The 16,937-nt window shown below is 56.5% G+C and carries 17 protein-coding genes; 16 read left to right on the top strand and 1 reads right to left on the bottom strand.

What is annotated here, in order from left to right; all coding sequences use genetic code 11:
* The first annotated feature begins 46 nt into the window (after positions 1-46).
* From dnaX to M8T91_RS14645, 11 genes are all read left to right on the top strand, one after another.
* Positions 47-1,732, top strand: a complete 1,686-nt coding sequence (gene dnaX, locus M8T91_RS14695; RefSeq protein ID WP_301414913.1) for a DNA polymerase III subunit gamma/tau — start codon at positions 47-49, stop codon at positions 1,730-1,732.
* A complete protein-coding gene (locus M8T91_RS14690) occupies positions 1,644-2,003 on the top strand; it encodes a DNA polymerase III subunit gamma/tau C-terminal domain-containing protein (protein ID WP_301414912.1) in 360 nt (119 codons plus the stop codon). The genes dnaX and M8T91_RS14690 overlap by 89 nt, the downstream gene beginning before the upstream one ends.
* 149 nt (positions 2,004-2,152) lie before the next feature.
* Positions 2,153-2,497, top strand: a complete 345-nt coding sequence (locus M8T91_RS14685) for a YbaB/EbfC family nucleoid-associated protein (RefSeq protein ID WP_301414911.1) — start codon at positions 2,153-2,155, stop codon at positions 2,495-2,497.
* A gap of 29 nt (positions 2,498-2,526) precedes the next feature.
* Positions 2,527-3,135, top strand: coding sequence for a recombination mediator RecR (gene recR / locus M8T91_RS14680; RefSeq protein ID WP_301414910.1), 609 nt, complete (start codon positions 2,527-2,529; stop codon positions 3,133-3,135).
* Positions 3,135-4,271: a ribonuclease D gene (gene rnd / locus M8T91_RS14675; RefSeq protein WP_301414909.1), complete on the top strand. Its 1,137-nt coding sequence runs from the start codon at positions 3,135-3,137 to the stop codon at positions 4,269-4,271. Before recR ends, rnd begins: the two co-directional genes overlap by 1 nt.
* Positions 4,268-4,555, top strand: a complete 288-nt coding sequence (locus M8T91_RS14670; protein WP_301414908.1) for a YcgL domain-containing protein — start codon at positions 4,268-4,270, stop codon at positions 4,553-4,555. Before rnd ends, M8T91_RS14670 begins: the two co-directional genes overlap by 4 nt.
* Before the next feature lie 50 nt (positions 4,556-4,605).
* On the top strand, positions 4,606-5,019 hold the full coding sequence (locus M8T91_RS14665; protein WP_301414907.1) for a YcgN family cysteine cluster protein: 414 nt from the start codon (positions 4,606-4,608) through the stop codon (positions 5,017-5,019).
* A gap of 49 nt (positions 5,020-5,068) precedes the next feature.
* Complete coding sequence (locus M8T91_RS14660) at positions 5,069-5,449, top strand: hypothetical protein (protein ID WP_301414906.1); 381 nt, start codon at positions 5,069-5,071, stop codon at positions 5,447-5,449.
* 447 nt (positions 5,450-5,896) lie between these two features.
* On the top strand, positions 5,897-6,577 hold the full coding sequence (locus M8T91_RS14655; RefSeq protein WP_301414905.1) for a YEATS-associated helix-containing protein: 681 nt from the start codon (positions 5,897-5,899) through the stop codon (positions 6,575-6,577).
* 144 nt (positions 6,578-6,721) lie between these two features.
* Positions 6,722-7,567, top strand: a complete 846-nt coding sequence (locus M8T91_RS14650; RefSeq protein ID WP_301414904.1) for an AAA family ATPase — start codon at positions 6,722-6,724, stop codon at positions 7,565-7,567.
* Positions 7,568-7,673: 106 nt separating this feature from the next.
* The gene (locus M8T91_RS14645; RefSeq protein WP_301414903.1) at positions 7,674-8,855 is read left to right on the top strand and encodes a vWA domain-containing protein; all 1,182 of its coding nucleotides are present in this window, start codon (positions 7,674-7,676) and stop codon (positions 8,853-8,855) included.
* A gap of 18 nt (positions 8,856-8,873) precedes the next feature.
* Here the strand turns inward: M8T91_RS14645 and M8T91_RS14640 are convergent, their stop codons facing one another.
* Positions 8,874-10,361 (bottom strand): peptide MFS transporter, encoded by a 1,488-nt coding sequence (locus M8T91_RS14640; RefSeq protein ID WP_301414902.1) that lies wholly within the window; start codon positions 10,359-10,361, stop codon positions 8,874-8,876.
* A 150-nt stretch (positions 10,362-10,511) separates the two neighbouring features.
* Between M8T91_RS14640 and hrpA the strand changes: the two genes are divergently transcribed.
* The 5 genes from hrpA to M8T91_RS14615 all read left to right on the top strand — a co-directional run bounded on the left by hrpA (position 10,512) and on the right by M8T91_RS14615 (position 16,856).
* Positions 10,512-14,426 carry an ATP-dependent RNA helicase HrpA gene (gene hrpA / locus M8T91_RS14635; protein WP_301414901.1) on the top strand — a complete coding sequence of 1,305 codons (3,915 nt, stop codon included), beginning with the start codon at positions 10,512-10,514 and terminating at the stop codon, positions 14,424-14,426.
* Positions 14,427-14,662: 236 nt separating this feature from the next.
* Positions 14,663-15,007: an HvfA family oxazolone/thioamide-modified RiPP metallophore gene (locus tag M8T91_RS14630; protein WP_299947050.1), complete on the top strand. Its 345-nt coding sequence runs from the start codon at positions 14,663-14,665 to the stop codon at positions 15,005-15,007.
* Positions 15,008-15,097: 90 nt separating this feature from the next.
* Entirely contained in the window at positions 15,098-15,229 is a 132-nt protein-coding gene (locus tag M8T91_RS14625) for a hypothetical protein (protein WP_301414900.1), read from the top strand.
* Positions 15,230-15,259: 30 nt separating this feature from the next.
* Positions 15,260-16,105, top strand: coding sequence for an HvfB family MNIO-type RiPP peptide maturase (locus M8T91_RS14620; protein ID WP_436970305.1), 846 nt, complete (start codon positions 15,260-15,262; stop codon positions 16,103-16,105).
* A complete protein-coding gene (locus M8T91_RS14615; RefSeq protein WP_301414899.1) occupies positions 16,086-16,856 on the top strand; it encodes an HvfC family RiPP maturation protein in 771 nt (256 codons plus the stop codon). Before M8T91_RS14620 ends, M8T91_RS14615 begins: the two co-directional genes overlap by 20 nt.
* The last annotated feature ends 81 nt before the right edge of the window (positions 16,857-16,937 follow it).

The following is a 16,937-nucleotide window of genomic DNA, read 5'->3' as shown; positions in this document are numbered from 1 at the left end:
GCGCGTGAGAGATGATTTTCAGAGAGAGTCGAGCACCGGAGACTGGATGAGCTATCAAGTATTGGCGCGCAAATGGCGTCCGCGGTTGTTTCGGGAAATGGTAGGGCAAAAGCATGTGCTCCAGGCCCTGATCAATGCTCTGGACAGCGGCCGGTTGCATCATGCCTATCTGTTTGCCGGTACCCGGGGGGTGGGTAAGACCACCATAGCGCGGATTTTAGCCAAGTGTCTGAACTGTGAAGAAGGTGTCAGCTCAGAGCCCTGTGGACACTGCAATGCCTGTACAGAGATTGCTGATGGCCGTTTTGTCGACCTGATCGAAGTAGATGCTGCGTCGCGCACCAAGGTGGAGGATACTCGTGAGCTACTGGAAAACGTCCAGTACGCTCCGACCACAGGGCGCTACAAGGTCTATCTGATCGACGAAGTGCACATGCTGTCAAACAGCTCCTTTAACGCCCTGTTGAAAACCCTGGAAGAGCCGCCACCCCATGTTAAGTTTCTATTGGCTACAACAGATCCGCAAAAGCTCCCGGTAACCGTATTGTCCCGCTGCCTGCAGTTCAACTTGAAGAATATGAGCCCGGAGCGGATTGTCGAGCATCTGCGGTTCGTCCTGGAGCAGGAAAGGGTGCCCTTTGAAATGGAAGCGCTCTGGCATCTGGGGCGTGCTGCCGATGGCAGTATGCGCGATGGCATGAGCCTTACCGATCAGGCGATCGCCTTCGGTGGCGGCAAGATCAGTGAGGCGGAAGTGCGGGACATGCTCGGTAGTATTGATACCGGGCTTGTATGGCGGCTGTTAAGCGCCCTGGCTGACGAGGATGCCACTGCGTTGTTTACTACTGTAGGAGAGCTTGCCCAACAGGCTCCGGACTACAGTGCCGCTCTGGCTGAACTTGCCGATACACTGCATCGCCTAGCGGTTGCCCAGGTATTGCCCCAGTCGGTGGGTAACGCCCAAGGGAACGGAGAGCAGCTGAGAGCGCTTGCAAGGCGTCTAGCGCCGGAAAATATACAGCTCTTTTACCAGATGGCTCTGCTCGCCCGGCGCGATTTGCCCTTTGCGCCGAACCCGCGCAGTGGTTTTGAGATGGCTCTGCTGCGTATGCTGGCATTCCGCCCACAGGGCGTGGCGGATATTCCCCGGGTTGCTTTGCCCGACGCTTCCGGGGGGACGCAGGCCCACATTGTACAAGGTGAGTCACCGGTTGATGAGCAGGGGGTGCCTGGGGGAAAAAAGCCTGATGTAGTATCGCAGCAATCCGGTGTGGCGGCCACTATCAACCCCGAATTGTCGGATAAGGGCGAACAGGGCGATCCAAATCGTCACCTGGCGCCGGAAACTGTACAGGGGCCCCTCTCCCGGCCTGAAGTTGAGGTGCGTGGGTCCCAGTCTGGGGTCGTTGGGGGGAACGGGGGACAAAAGGGGGCGGCAGGAGGACGCACCGGGAGAGCAGGCCTCGACGCCCGCGGCGCAGGCTCCGCAGGAAACCGTTTTGGCAGAACTGCGCCAGAGGGTAGCAGAGGTGGAGTCATCGCCTGCACCACAGCGGCAACAGGTACCCGGGACCAGTGCAGATGCACCCAAGGCCCATCTCGATGCTCTGACACCGGGCAGTTGGCCGGTCTTATACCGGCAGTTGGGAATCAGCGGCATACTGCACTCCATCGCCCAGCATCTCGAGCTTGTGGGCCTGCGGGACCATATACTCTCTTTTACCCTGGATGAATCCTACAGCAGTCTCTACGACGAGGTGCACCAGCGACGCCTGGGGGATCTGCTCGGAGATTTTTTCCAGCAGCCGGTTGTAGTGCAGATTCAGGTGGGACAGATAGGGGGCAATACCCCCGCACGCCTGGCAGCCGCTACCCGGGAAACCCGTGTGGCCGCAGCCCGTGAGGCACTGCATGCTGACCCACTGGTCCGGGAACTACAGACAGAATTGAGCGCGGAGCTGCTGCCGGATTCCATCGAATCTCTGGTTGGGACAGAGGGTTAGCCCGGCAAGGTATGCTGGTGGGCGTGGTTTTCCCGAATTCGGATTTGCTTGTGGCCTGTGGCGGCACATTTCCGTGCCGGGTTTACGGGATTTGTTTTGACTGTCCGGTGATATCCCGGGCAGCCACATCACAGAGATAGAGGTTATCTATGAAAGGTTTGGGCGATTTGATGCAGCAGGCCCAGAAACTGCAGGCCGATATGCAGGAAAAAATGCAAAAGCTGCAACAGGAGTTAAATGAACTGCGGGTGTGTGGCGAATCCGGTGCCGGTATGGTCACAGTCACAATGAATGGGCGCCACGATGTCACCTCGGTGCATATCGACCCGTCCCTGCTCACTGAAGATAAGGAAATGCTAGAGGATCTGCTCGCTGCAGCAGTCAACGATGCAGTGCGCCGGGCAGAGGAGAAAGCCCAGGAACTGCAAAAGCAACGAGTGGGTGATCTCGCCTCTGGCATCAATCTGCCGGAAGGTTTCAAATTCCCGTTTTAAGGGGTGAATACCCGCCGTTTTGGAATACTATGTTTAGTCCCCTGATCGAAGAGTTGATTCGCGCACTACGCTGCCTGCCCAGTGTGGGGCCCAAATCGGCACAGCGCATGGCCATGTACCTGCTGGAGAAAGACCCCGACGCTGCGGTACTGCTGGCACGCAGCTTGACCCAGGCCGTGGAAAAGGTCGGCCGTTGTAACCAGTGCCGCATTTTGACGGAGGAAGTGGTTTGTGCTCTATGCAATAACAGTCGCCGCGAGCAGGCTTTCCTCTGTGTGGTGGAAACCCCGGCAGATGTGCTGGCGATAGAACAGGCCGGCAATTACCACGGTCGCTATTTTGTGTTGCACGGGCATCTTTCCCCCATCGATGGTATCGGCCCTGAGGACCTGGGGATCAGCCTACTGGAGCAGCGGCTCGCCAATGAGCCCCTGCAGGAACTGATTGTCGCCACCAATCCCACGGTAGAGGGGGAGGCGACAGCCCACTATATTGCAGAGTGCGCCAGGGCGCACGGTGTTGCCGTGAGTCGTATTGCCCATGGGGTGCCTATTGGCGGGGAACTCGAATATATCGATGGCGGCACTTTGGCACACGCCTTTCACAGCCGAACGGCCTTCTTTCCGGCGGCTGAGTAATGACGATGATCGATATGGATGCCACTCCGCGCTGGGTGGATACCAAGGCACAGTTAGCCGATTTGTGTGATGTTTGGCGCCATCAGCGCGCCGTGGCGCTGGATACAGAATTTATGCGCAGCCGTACTTTCTACCCCCAACCTGCCCTGGTGCAGATAGGGGACGGAAAGCACTGTTACCTCATTGACAATCTGGCCATCGATGACTTGCAACCTCTGCGAGACTTGTTGCTGCATACTGCTGTTACCAAGATCATGCACAGTTGCAGCGAGGACTTGGAGACACTGGAGCGCCTGCTGGGCGTGATTCCCGAGCCCATTTTCGATACCCAGATAGCTGCGGCGATGAGTGGTATGCAGGCAAGCCTGGGATATGCTGCCGCTGTGCGTTCACTGCTGAATGTCGAGCTGCCAAAAAGCGAGACGCGCTCCAACTGGTTGCAACGCCCTTTGAGTGATGCGCAGAAAAAGTATGCGGCACTGGATGTGGCCTGGTTGCCGGTACTTTACGCTGTGCTGAGCAAACGCTTGCGGGAGCGGGGTAGACTGGAGTGGCTGCAGGAGGACTGTGCTGCCCTGGTTGCGGCAGCGCGCAACCCGCAGCCTCCAGAGCTCTATTACCAAAAGGTGAAAGGAGCCTGGCGTCTGCGCGGCAAACAGCTTGCCGCGCTGCAGGACCTGTGTGCCTGGCGCGAACGCGAAGCGCGCGCGCTCGATATACCGCGCAATCACCTGCTCAAGGAAAGTCTCTGTATGGCCATGGCCCAGCAGATGCCGCGACATAAGGGGGCACTGAGTCAGCTTGGTTTGGAGGGGCGAGTACTGCGTCAACACGGTGATATATTACTGCAAATCACCTCCCGGTCGATCCAGCGACAGGAAACACCGCCATGTCTGCCTCAGCCGCTCAACCGGCAGCAGGGAGAGATTTTCAAACAACTGCGCCGGCAGCTTGCAGCCATTGCTGCGCGCGAAGCCTTGCCTTCTGAAATTCTGATACGTAAAAAGGAGCTGGAAGCGCTGGTGCAGGCCAACAGCCCCGAGTTGCGGGGGCGACTGCGTGGCTGGCGGGCTGAAATCATTGGCTGTCCACTACTGAAACTGCTGCGACAACTGCGCGAAGAGGAAATACAGTGAAAGTGTTATGCGATATCTATCGCAGCCCAAAGAAAGAGGAAATGTATCTGTATGTCGACAAGCGCGCAGGGATTGAGCGGATACCGGGAAATTTACTGGAGCTGTTTGGCAGCCCCCGACATGTGACAACTCTGTTGATAACGCCAGACCGGAACCTGGCGCGCGCAGATGCCGACAAGGTTTTGCGGGAACTCCACAAGTGCGGCTACTACCTGCAGATGCCCCCTGTTGCAGACTCGGAGATGCATCGGATCGCACTGAAAAACAGCAGGCTGCAATATTGAGCAAAACGGTGACAGAAAAACCTTTCTGGCAGCGGAAATCGCTCGAACAGATGAGTGAGCCCGAATGGGAAGCACTGTGTGATGGTTGCGGTCGCTGCTGCTTGCGCAGTTTCGAGGATGAGGAGACAGGGATGGTTTACAGCACCAATGTCGCCTGCCATCTGCTGGATACCCGAGCGTGTCGCTGCAGGTATTACAGCCGCCGAAAGACACTTGTACCGGAGTGTAGCCAGTTGAGGGCGCAGGAGATTAAAGCGTTCCGCTGGTTGCCGATTACTTGTGCCTATCGCTGCCTGGCGGAAGGGCGTGGACTGCCGGATTGGCATCCCCTGATTACCGGGGATGTGGAGTCGGTACACAGGGCTGGGGTGTCGGTACGGGATTGTGTGATCAGTGAGGCGCTGGTGCACCCGGAGGATATGGAAGCGCATATTGTTACCTGGGTGGAGACCGGTGAGTGGTAGGCTGCCGCGGAATGTCTCGGAGTGCAGCGAAAATCAGAGCGAATAACACATGTCAGAAGATTTTCAATACGCCTGGATGGTTTATGCTGTTGCAACAGTGGTTGTGCTGCTAGCAGGTTGGTGGTTTATGCGCAGCTGGCACTGGAGCTGGTTGCGTCGCACCCTGCTGCTGGTTGCTGCGGCAGTATTGCTGGTACCGGCCAGGACACCGAGTGCAGAACTGGTGGCTATGCCCGCACTGCCCTTGTTTGTATACCAGACACTGTTTGAAGAGCATGGTGCGGCGCCGGAAGTCACAGCTAATCTGGTGTTTGCTGCCGGTGGGGCCCTGGCTGTCATGGTCGTTTGGGGGGTTGTCACTCTGTTGTTGAAGTATCGCCGCGAGCGCCGCAGTCGCTTTGATGAAGATCCCTACTTCAACGAGCATTGACGGCGTTCCAGGTTGATGTCCCAACAGCATTGGCAGCAGGCTGTGGGGATATCTTTTCCTAACAGATGTTATGAGGTGTTGAGCTTTTCCCAGGCTGCTGGAACCCCGGACATGAGCTGACCTCCTATCTGTATCAAAGGCGTCCCTTCCTTTCTCGTTGGCCGCTGTCGCTGTTAGCAGCTGCTATATCTATTAGGCTGCTTCCGTGCTTGGCGTGAGGCCAAACGTACCGACAAAGTGTCACAATTGAGTAAGGCATGTTGGGGTAATTCCCGGGGAATCGCTATCTTTAATACTAGCGGGTACTTTTAGGTGCAGCCCAGTCAGTTTTTGTCGATATATTCAGCTGATGGATGCACAGCAAAACTGCCGGCGGGGTGCCTTTGGCGTGTGTATTTCCCGCTGCCGCAAATGAGCGGTGATCCCCTAGATGGCTGAGGAACTCTGATGCTCGACCACCTGCTTATTCTCACCGCGGTCATGCTGGTTTCGGGCATTCTCGGTGGACTGGTGAATTACTATCAGATGTTATTTACCGAAGAGGACCCCGCCGGCCTAGCCCGCTGCCTGATTTTGGGCCTCTGTGGCGCGCTCTTGGTGCCTATTTTTCTCAAGTTTACCCAGAGTGACCTGCTCATTGAGATTCAGGGTGACCCGTCGCGTTTATTGCTCTTTACCGGCTACTGCCTGCTGGCCGCTATTGCCTCGCGCATGTTTGTATTTAATGCTGCGCGCCGGCAATTGCGTGATGCCAGTATCGCGCGGGCACGGGTGGAACATCTGGAGCAGGAGTTGCGCACCATGCAACTGGAGATGATGCCGCTGCTGGAGTATGAGATCGAAGGGGACCCGGAGCGAGGTCCGGTACTCGACTTCAATCAGATCCGCAAGCTGGACGATAATGCCCTGCAGGTACTCAGTCAGCTCAACGGAGGCGAGTGTGTATTCCGCTCACTATCCGGCATGGTAAAGGACAGCGGTATGGAGACCAATTCCATTGCTCGCGCCCTGAACAGCCTGTTGGTTCTGGAAATGGTGGGCAAGATACACAGTCACCTGGGTATCCGCTGGTATATCACCGGCAAGGGGCGCCAGGTGGTACACCGTCGCAGTACCCAGACGGCCTGATCCCCTACCTATCTCCCCTTTCCCAGTCCCGCCTACTCGGGCTGGTCATTCAATTTGATCGTTCCCGCCTCGCTTCCCGGCCTGTTGATCAATTATCATTCGCTAAGTTTGACAGACAGCGGCGAATACAGGATTGGAATTGCAATGAAATTTACCGGTACTGACAGCTATATAGCTACCGAAGACTTGCAGATGGCAGTCAATGCGGCAGTCACTCTTCAACGTCCCCTGTTGATCAAGGGAGAGCCGGGCACAGGCAAGACACTGCTGGCAGAGGAGGTGGCAGAGAGTCTCGGACTGAAGCTGATCCAGTGGCATATTAAGTCCACCACCAAGGCGCAGCAGGGACTGTATGAATACGATGCCGTGTCGCGCCTACGCGATTCCCAACTGGGGGTGGACAAGGTGCACGATATTGGCAACTACATCAAGCGTGGTAAGTTGTGGGAGGCCTTTGCCGCTAAAGAGCGCGTGGTACTGCTGATTGATGAGATCGACAAGGCGGATATTGAATTTCCCAACGATCTGTTGGTGGAGCTGGACCGCATGGAGTTCTTTGTCTATGAAACTGGCGAAACGATCCGGGCTGAGCAGCGACCCATCGTGATTATCACTTCCAACAATGAAAAAGAACTGCCGGATGCTTTCCTGCGTCGTTGTTTTTTCCACTACATCAGCTTTCCCAGTCGCGACACCATGCACAGAATTATCGATGTGCACTACCCGGGAATGAAAGGCCAGTTGGTGACAGAGGCCATGGATATTTTCTTCCAGTTGCGCGATGTGCCGGGCCTGAAGAAAAAGCCCTCAACTTCAGAGTTGATTGATTGGCTCAAGTTGCTGATGGCAGATGAGATTCCCGAGGAAGTATTGAAAAACCGCGACAGCAGCAATGCCATTCCCCCGCTCTACGGTGCTCTGCTAAAAAATGAGCAGGATGTCCATATGCTCGAGCGTCTGGCATTTATGGCGCGTCGCGAAAACCGGTAATTGTGCAACGTCATGTCATGAAACCGCAGAAGCGTATATTATTACCGACCCCACTCAAAGGGGCGAATCATGTTCAAAATTTTGGCCGTGATGATTGCGAATTATTATGCTGATTGGCTTTTTCCTGAATTTGCGCCGCTATAAGCTGCCCGTGTCTATCACCGAGTTGCTGACACTGCTCGAGGCATTGCAACAGCGACTGGTGTTCGCGGATATGGATGATTTTTATTGCCTCGCCCGCGTCTGCCTGGTGAAGGATGAAAAGTACTTCGACAAGTTTGATCGCGCTTTCGCTGCCTATTTCAAGAATCTGGACACCTTTGATGCTCTCGTCGAGCGAGTGATCCCCGAGGAGTGGCTGAGGGCTGAATTCCTCAAGCAGCTCACGGAAGAGGAAAAAGCGAAAGTCCGCAGTCTGGGTGGATTGGAAAAACTGTTGGAGGAATTCAAAAAGCGCTTGGGGGAGCAGAAGAAGCGCCACAGTGGTGGTAACCGCTGGATCGGCACCGGCGGTACCAGCCCCTTCGGCAATAGTGGTTATCATCCCGGTGGAATCCGGGTCGGAGGCAAAGGGCGCCACCGATCGGCATCCAAAGTGTGGGAGAAACGACAGTTCAGGGACCTGGATGACAGCATTGGCCTGGGTACCCGCAATATTCAGGTAGCTCTGCGCAAGCTGCGCAAATTTGCCCGTACCGGTGCCGCTGAGGAGTTGGATCTGGACAACACCATCTCCTCTACTGCTCGCAATGGGGGTCTGCTGGATATCCAGATGGTGCCCGAACGGCACAACGCGATAAAAGTGCTGCTCTTTTTCGATGTGGGCGGCTCCATGGACCCTTATGTCAGGGTGTGTGAAGCGCTGTTCTCCGCCTGTCGTTCCGAGTTCAAGCACCTGGAATATTTTTACTTCCACAACTTTGTCTATGAACATGTGTGGAGAAACAACCAGCGGCGCTTCAGAGAAAACACTTCCCTGCTGGAAATACTGCGCACCTACGGCAAGGACTACAAGGTTATTTTTGTCGGGGATGCATCCATGGCTCCCTACGAAATTACCGGCCGCTACGGCAGCGTCGAACATATGAACGACGAGCCCGGTGCGGCCTGGATGGAGCGGGTCACCAGTACCTACGGTCGTTTGATCTGGCTAAACCCGGTGGATGAAGCACACTGGCAGCACACGCCCAGCATCGGCATAACCCAGCGCCTGGTGGGTGGGCATATGTACCCGATGACCCTGGAGGGGCTGGACAGGGCGATTGCCTGCCTGGTGAAAGGGCGCTGAGCCTCCGGATATTTTTCTTTAGTGGTCATTGCCACTAAAATGCCTTGGCGGTACACCGTCGTGATCGGCGGTGATACGCAGTTCTTCCTTGGTGGTTTCTCCCACTGCGACGCGGATCTCTTCTGCACCGTGCATCCAATCCACCAGTTTCTCGCGAATGAGATACAGGATAACCCCCGCAACCATTGCAACCAGGGCCACGCCGCCAAAAGTAGCCAGAGGACCGGAAACCCCGACCAGCTTTCCGATTTCTGCAGCACCTTTGTTGGCAATGCCGATAAATGCAAACCAGAGCCCCATCATCAGGGATAAATAGCGCAGCGGCGCCAGTTTGGTGACCACTGAAAGTCCAATTGGTGACAGGCACAACTCGCCAATGGTGTGGAATATATAGGCAAAGACCAGCCACCAAATACTGGCTTTGACAGTCTCGGAATCGCCGATCTGCAGCGCTGCGCCGCACATGGACAAAAAGCCAATGCCGAGGAAAACCAGGCCCAGGCTGAATTTTGCCGGTGATCCGGGCTCCCGATCACCCATGCTTACCCAGATACTGGCCATCAATGGGGCCAGGATAATAATGAACACAGGGTTGACCATCTGTAGCCAACTGGCGGGGATTTCCCAGCCAAACACGTTCAGGTCGGTGCGGTATTTGGCAAACAGGTTCATGGAGCCGGCGGCCTGTTCGAAGCCAGCCCAGAAAATAATGATAAAAACCCCCAGCACCAGAATCACCTTGATACGGTCTCGCTCCTCATGGCTGAGAGGGCGGTGCCGATCGACTTTCTCCTCCTTTTTTACGCCGAGAAGGGCGGAGGGTTCGAGGCCGATTGCTCCAAGATAGCGTTTGGCCTGGGTCAATTGCAGTATCAGTCCTGCCAACATGCCGAGTCCCGCAACGAAAAATGCCAGTTGATAATCCACTTTCTCCCCGATCCAGCCCACGACGAGATAACCGAGAATGGAGCCCAGGTTGATGCCCATATAGAAAATGGTAAAAGCGGTGTCGCGGCGGTGATCGCCCTCCTCGTAGAGATCCCCGACCAGGGTGGAGATATTTGGCTTGAAGAAACCATTGCCGATAATCAACAGCACCAGGCCCAGCCACAGCATATAAATCTCGCTACCTGCCGGCAGCCAGGCGTGGGGAAAGCCTAGGGAAAATTGCCCCAGCATCATCAGAGTGCCGCCAAACATAATGCAGCGGCGCTGACCCCAGCGGTTGTCCGCCATCCAACCGCCGATAACGGGCGTCAGGTACACCAGCATTGCATACCAGCCCAGATAACTGAGCGCCTTGGATTGCAGTTCGGTCTCTGTGAGCTGCTCCCAGCCGAATACTGCAGCGGTGGCGGTGGAGGTCAGGTAGAAGACGAAAATACCGCGCATGCCGTAGTAGCTGAGTCGTTCCCACATTTCGGTGCCAAACAGCAGGAACAGGCCTTTAGGATGGCCAAACAGCTTGCCGGCACCGGCGGGGGGCTTGGGTTTGATCTCTTGCATACTACCGCTCGCAAGGTGTGACCCGCAGGTGCGATGGTGGCTTTGTAAATGTCGCTATCCGCTCCAGTATAGTTAAGCGTCACCAGGGGGTTTTTTAACCCTGCTTCCTACTGGGGGTATAATCCCGTGTTTGCCAATGCAGTACGAATCATGAGTCACAGCGAAGCGGAAAAAACACTGTGGGCACTGCGGGCCCGTATCTCCGCCTGTATGGGGAGGGACCGCTACCCACTGCGGCGGACGGTTAAGCATGTGCGCCGGCGCCTGGGAGAGGGCAAGCCGGTGGACCGCATGCTGCTCCAACTGGAGCAGCAGTTGCAGGCATCTGAGGTGTTGGTGGAGGCGCGCCGGCGCAAGCTGCCCGAGGTGCAGTGGCCGGAGACATTGCCGGTGGTGGCGCGACGCGAGGAAATTGCCGAGTTGATCGAAAAGCATCCGGTCGTGGTGGTCGCCGGTGAGACAGGTTCCGGTAAAACCACCCAGTTGCCAAAAATCTGTCTGTCCCTCGGGCGCGGTATCTACGGACAGATTGGCCATACCCAACCGCGCAGGATTGCTGCGCGCACCGTTGCCCATCGTATTGCCGAGGAACTGCAGCAACCACTGGGGGAGTCTGTTGGCTACCAGGTGCGTTTTACCGATCACAGCACTGAGCATACCCATGTGAAGCTGATGACCGACGGTATTTTACTGGCGGAAATCCAGCGCGACCCCTTGCTGAACCAATACGATACGTTGATTATTGATGAGGCCCATGAGCGCAGTCTGAATATCGATTTCCTGCTGGGTTATTTGAAAACCATTCTGCCCAAACGCCCCGACCTCAAACTGATTATCACCTCCGCCACCATCGATCTGGAAAAATTCTCCCGGCATTTTGGTGGTGCACCGATCATTGAGGTTTCCGGCCGTACCTATCCGGTGGACATTCACTATCGCCCCGCGACCGACAGTGACCTGGAGCTTAACGGGCAAGTGGTTGCTGCGGTGGAGGCGCTGCTGCACGAAGAGAAGTCCAGCCTCCGGCGCGGTGGTGACATTCTGGTCTTTATGAGCGGTGAGCGGGAAATCCGCGAGTGTGCCAAGGCCCTGCGGGATGCTCGGATCGCACAGCTGGAGGTTCTGCCCCTGTACGCCCGCCTGAGCTTGGCTGAGCAGGCCAGGGTGTTTCACGGGCATAAAGGTCGCCGGGTAGTGCTTGCCACCAATGTGGCGGAGACGTCCATTACTGTGCCGGGCATTCGCTATGTGATCGACCCGGGTACCGCCCGCATCAGTCGCTATAGCTATCGCAGTAAGATCCAGCGCCTGCCGGTGGAGCCGGTTTCCCAGGCCAGTGCCAACCAGCGCGCCGGTCGCTGTGGCCGTGTGAGCGCCGGTGTCTGCGTGCGTTTATATAAAGCGTGCGATTTGGAGCAGCGCCCGCAATTTACCGATGCGGAAATCCTGCGCACCAACCTGGCCGCGGTAATCCTGCAGATGCTGCAGCTGCGTATCGGGGATATCCGCGAATTTCCCTTTATCGATCCACCGGACCCACGCCTGATCAATGATGGCTATAAGTTGCTGCAGGAGTTGCAGGCGGTGGATGCCGAGGGCAGGGTGACCAAGCTGGGCCGCGCCCTGTCGCAATTGCCACTGGACCCGCGCCTGGGTCGCATACTGTTGGCTGGGGCGGAAAATGACAGCGCGCGTGAAGTACTGATTATTGTCGCCGCCCTGGCCGTGCAGGACCCGCGCGAACGCCCGGCGGAGAAGCGCCAGGCCGCGGATGAGAAGCACCGTCAGTGGCAGCACGCGCAATCAGACTTTCTCTCTTTTGTGCAACTGTGGGATACCTTCGAGGCCCAGCGCCAGGCACTCAGCCAGAATCAGTTGCGCAAGTGGTGCCAGAGGAATTTTCTGTCCTGGCTGCGCATGCGCGAATGGAGAGATATCCACCATCAGTTGCGGGTGGCCTGTCGAGAACTGGAAGTGAAAGAAAATAAAGAGCCGGCGGAGTATGAGGCGGTGCACCGGGCCATAGTGACGGGTCTCGTCGGCAATATTGGCGCGCGGGATGAAAACAAAGAATTCAATGGTTGCCGCAATCGCCGCTACCATATTTTCCCCGGCTCCGGACAATTCAAAAAGCCACCGCCGTGGATAGTGGCTGCCCAGTTGCTGGAAACCAGTCGCCTGTTTGCCCATACGGTGGCAAAAATAGAGCCGGATTGGGCGCTGGCCGCAGCCCAGCACCTGGTAAAGCGCACCTATTTCGAACCCCACTACGATGTCCGCTCCGGTCAGGTGATGGCCTTTGAAAAGGTCTCCCTGTACGGTTTGGTCCTGGTGGAAAAGCGCCGTATCCCCTACGGTAAGCTGGATCCAAAAACTGCCCGTGCAGTATTCATTCGCCAGGCATTGGTGGAGCAGCGCTATCGCGGCAAGGGCCGCTTCTACAAGCACTACACAGATCTGTTGCAAACACTGGAGGGGTTGGAAGCCAAGTCCCGCCGCCGCGATATTTTGGTGGATGATGCAGTGATCTACCACTTTTTCGACGAGCGTATACCAGCAGCTATTGTCAACCTGGCCGGATTTGAGCACTGGCGCAAGAAGGCCGAATCCAGTGATCCACAGTTGCTGTTGATTCCCCGTGATCTCTTGATGCAGCAGAGTGCAGACCATGTGGGCGAGGCGCAATTCCCCGATGAGTTGCAGGCTGGCGGTATTGTCTATCCGCTCAGCTATCACTTTGAGCCGGGCAGTGTGGATGACGGCGTCAGTATTCAGGTGCCGGTGTCCGCTTTGCACCAGGTACCAACGGCGCGCCTGTCCTGGCTGGTGCCGGGTATCCTGCGCGACAAATGCATCGCCCTGGTGAAGGCACTGCCCAAACAGTGGCGCAAGTCTTTTGTGCCGGTACCGGCGGCGGTAGACAAGGCGTTGCCGGCACTGCGTGCGGATAACACGCCCCTGTGGCAGGCGCTGGCGCTGGCACTGCAGCGGCAGACCGCCCAGCAACTGCCCGAGAGTGCCTGGGAATCCGCCGAACGCGCCCTGGAGGACTATTACCGCTTCAATATCCAGGTTCTGGATGAGGCGGGCAAGCTGCTCGATCAGGGCCGCGATCTCCCGGTGCTGCAGGCCCGTTATCGCGACCGGGTACAGCAGGGGCTGGCGAATGCAGGTGATCGTTTTGAACGCACCGGCATCACCCGCTGGGATTTCGACGAACTGCCGGAAACCCATACCCTCAATCAGGGTGGCCTTAAAGTGCGGGCCTATCCGGCCCTGGTGGAGGCGGGAGACAGTGTGTCCCTGAAGCTGCTGGATAACCCCGATGAAGCACAGCGGGTGAGCCGCGCGGGTATCTGCCGTCTGGCCCTGTTGCACCTGCCCGAAAAGGTGAAATACCTGCGTAAGGAGCTGCTGCGCGGCCAGGAGTTGGGGCTTTCGGCCGCAGACCTGGGCAGGCGCGAGGAAGTGGCGGACGATATCCTCATGGCTGCCGTGCGCGAGGTTTTTTGGCCCAAAGAGCAGTGGCCGCGTACTGAAGCGGAATTCCTGTCCGCCCTGCAGGAGGATAGCGAATTCGTAGGGGTGGCCCGGGAAATCGGGGACCTGCTGGTCAGGGCCCTGGCACTGCTGATACCGCTGCGCAAGCAGATCAAGCAACAGAAAAACCTGGCAGTAGCCATGGCGGTGGGTGATATCCAGCAGCAACTGGCGGGGCTGTTCTATCGCGGTTTCCTGTTCGATACCCCCCTGACCTGGCTGCGCCAGTATGGCCGCTACCTGAAAGCGGTGTCTCTGCGCCTGGAGAAGGCCGAACGGGACCCCAATCGCGACCGCAAATTGCAGGCGGAGTACCACACGGCTGCCGAGCCCTATAGCAGTCAGGAGGAAAGGTATTCGAGAAGGGCGTTGGCAGCTGTGGCCCCATTGGTGGAATACCGCTGGATGCTGGAGGAGTTTCGGGTTTCCCTGTTTGCCCAGAGCCTGAAAACGTTGATGCCCGTGTCTGTAAAGCGTCTCCACAGGGTCTGGGTGGAAATTGAACGAAAAGAATTGCCTGGTTGATGCCGACTATCGGCAGGCGGTCACGAAAAAAAATGGCGTATCGTGTAATATTCTGTCCGCCAGCCCGACAAAAACATAGAAAACAGGCTAAGTGCCTGACAGGGCGGGGTCAATTTCGCCGTTTTCGGGCTGGTCTTGTCACCTAACTTTTTTCTCCACGGCACTATACTAACGCGGGAGAAAAGAGAGTCTTGAGTGCTTTTTTATTACTTATGGTATTAGCTAGGAGATTCGTTATGAACAAGAAGCATCTTTCCCCGGTAGCGGCTGCCGTTGGCGCGGCGTTTATTGCCTCGGCAGCGATGAGTGTCTCTGCTGCCAACAGTACTGCCAACCCGTTTGCCGCCCAGGATCTGACTTCCGGTTACAACCTGGCACTTGCCGATGAACACGGCGATAAAAAGAAGGAAGGTAAGTGCGGCGAAGGCAAGTGCGGCGAGGGAAAAAAGAAGGAAGGTAAGTGCGGCGAAGGCAAGTGCGGCGAGGGAAAAAAGAAAGAAGGTAAGTGCGGCGAAGGCAAGTGTGGCGAAGGTAAAAAGAAGAAAGAAGGGAAATGTGGTGAGGGTAAGTGTGGCGGCTAATTAGGCTGCCCGCTCGTCCGGGGTAGAACCGCGTTTGTGTTTTGTCCCGGCACTCATTCTCTCTTAATACGGCAGTCAAAGCGGTCTCCTATGCCCTATTTCATTGCCGGTCCTGAAATACAGGTGCTGTGTGTGTTTCAGGAGTTCATCGCCGCTGCCAGGCCAATGGCGGCACCACGCTGTGCCCTATTGACCCGGCAGCACATCTGGTGGCTGGGTTAACAAGCAAACAACAGTGCGAGGCAAGAAGTGGTGCGCAAGTATCCAGTTGAAGGAGCCGGGCTCGGATTGCGTCGCTCGATGATGGGCGAGGTATTGCAATCCGGTGCAGTGGACTTCCTCGAAGTGGCTCCGGAAAACTGGATTGGTGTGGGTGGTCGCTACGGGCGGTGGTTTCGCGATTACACCGAACGCTTTCCATTTATGCTGCATGGCTTGTCTCTGTCGATTGGTGCAGCTGAGCCTCTGGATATGGAGCTGGTTGGATCCATCAAGCAATTTATTCGTGAACACGGTATCCGTTGTTACAGCGAACATCTCAGCTACTGTTCAGATCGGGGCCACCTTTACGACCTGTTGCCGATACCCTTTACCTCAGAAGCGGTGATGCACGTCGCCGAGCGCATTCGTATCGTGCAGGACGTGCTGGGGGAGCGGATTGCAATGGAAAACGTTTCCTATTATGCAGCCCCGGGTCAGGAGATGAGCGAACTGGCTTTTCTCAAGGCGGTACTGGCGGAGGCAGACTGCGATCTTTTGCTGGACGTGAACAATATCTATGTGAATGCCATCAACCACCGTTACGATCCCCTCGAATTTCTGCGGGAACTTCCCACAAAAAGAGTGCGTTATATCCATGTTGCCGGTCACTATGATGAAGCGGATGACCTGAAAGTGGATACGCACGGCGCTCCGGTGATTGACCCCGTGTGGCAACTGCTGGACAAGGCCTATGAGATCCACGGTGTGCTACCGACCCTGCTGGAGCGCGATTTCAATATTCCGCCCCTGCCGCAATTGCTTGAAGAAGTGGGGCAGATCAAGACGATTCAGGCCGCTCATCTGATAGAAGAACACTATGTCCTCAGTAGCCGATAAGCCCTGCGGATTTCAGAGCCTGCAGAGGGATTTTGCCGCTCATTTGCGCGCCCCGGATATCAATGCCCCGCCCGCGAACATTGAGGCGCGCAGACTGGCAATTTACCGGGACCTGATTTACAACAATATCGAATCCTTTATTGCAAGTGGTTTCCCGGTACTGCGCAGTTTGTACAGTGAGGAACGCTGGCACAACATGGTGCGCGATTTTATTCGCCAGCATGCGTCAACCAGTCCTTACTTTTTGCAGATTAGTGAAGAATTCCTCTCCTACCTGCAACATGAGCGCGGCCAGCGGGAAGAAGATCCGCCTTTTTTGTCGGAGCTGGCCCACTACGAATGGGTGGAATTGGCACTTGATATCAATGTTGCAGAAATACCGCCCGGCTTGCGCCAAGCGGGCGATCTGCTCGAATCTGTGCCGGTGGTGTCGCCGCTGGTGTGGAGTCTCAGCTATCGATATCCCGTGCACCGTATCGGGCCGGCCTTCAAGCCCCAGGAGCCCCCGGAAACCCCCACCTTTTTGCTGGTGTACCGCGGGAGAGATGACAAGGTCCATTTTATGGAGATCAATGCTGTCACTGCTCGCCTGTTGCAGCTGGCCTCCGAGGAGCAAGCCACAGGCGCGCAACTGCTGGCACAGATTGCCGGGGAATTGCCCCAAGTGGACAGTGGTTCCCTGCGCACATTTGGTGTCACGCTATTGCAGAAACTGCTGGACAATGGCGTTATCGCCGGCTTGAAAGCCTAGCGCTTGCCTGAAACTGGGGTATCGTTGATGAATCCCAGCAGCTGTGCCAGCGGGGGGTGGCTTATGCTACGCGGGGCCATT

Source organism: Microbulbifer sp. MI-G, assembly GCF_030440425.1.
Classification (GTDB): domain Bacteria; phylum Pseudomonadota; class Gammaproteobacteria; order Pseudomonadales; family Cellvibrionaceae; genus Microbulbifer; species Microbulbifer spongiae.
The sequence above is the reverse complement of the archived record's forward strand: the minus strand, read 5'-3'. Positions and strand labels throughout refer to the sequence as shown.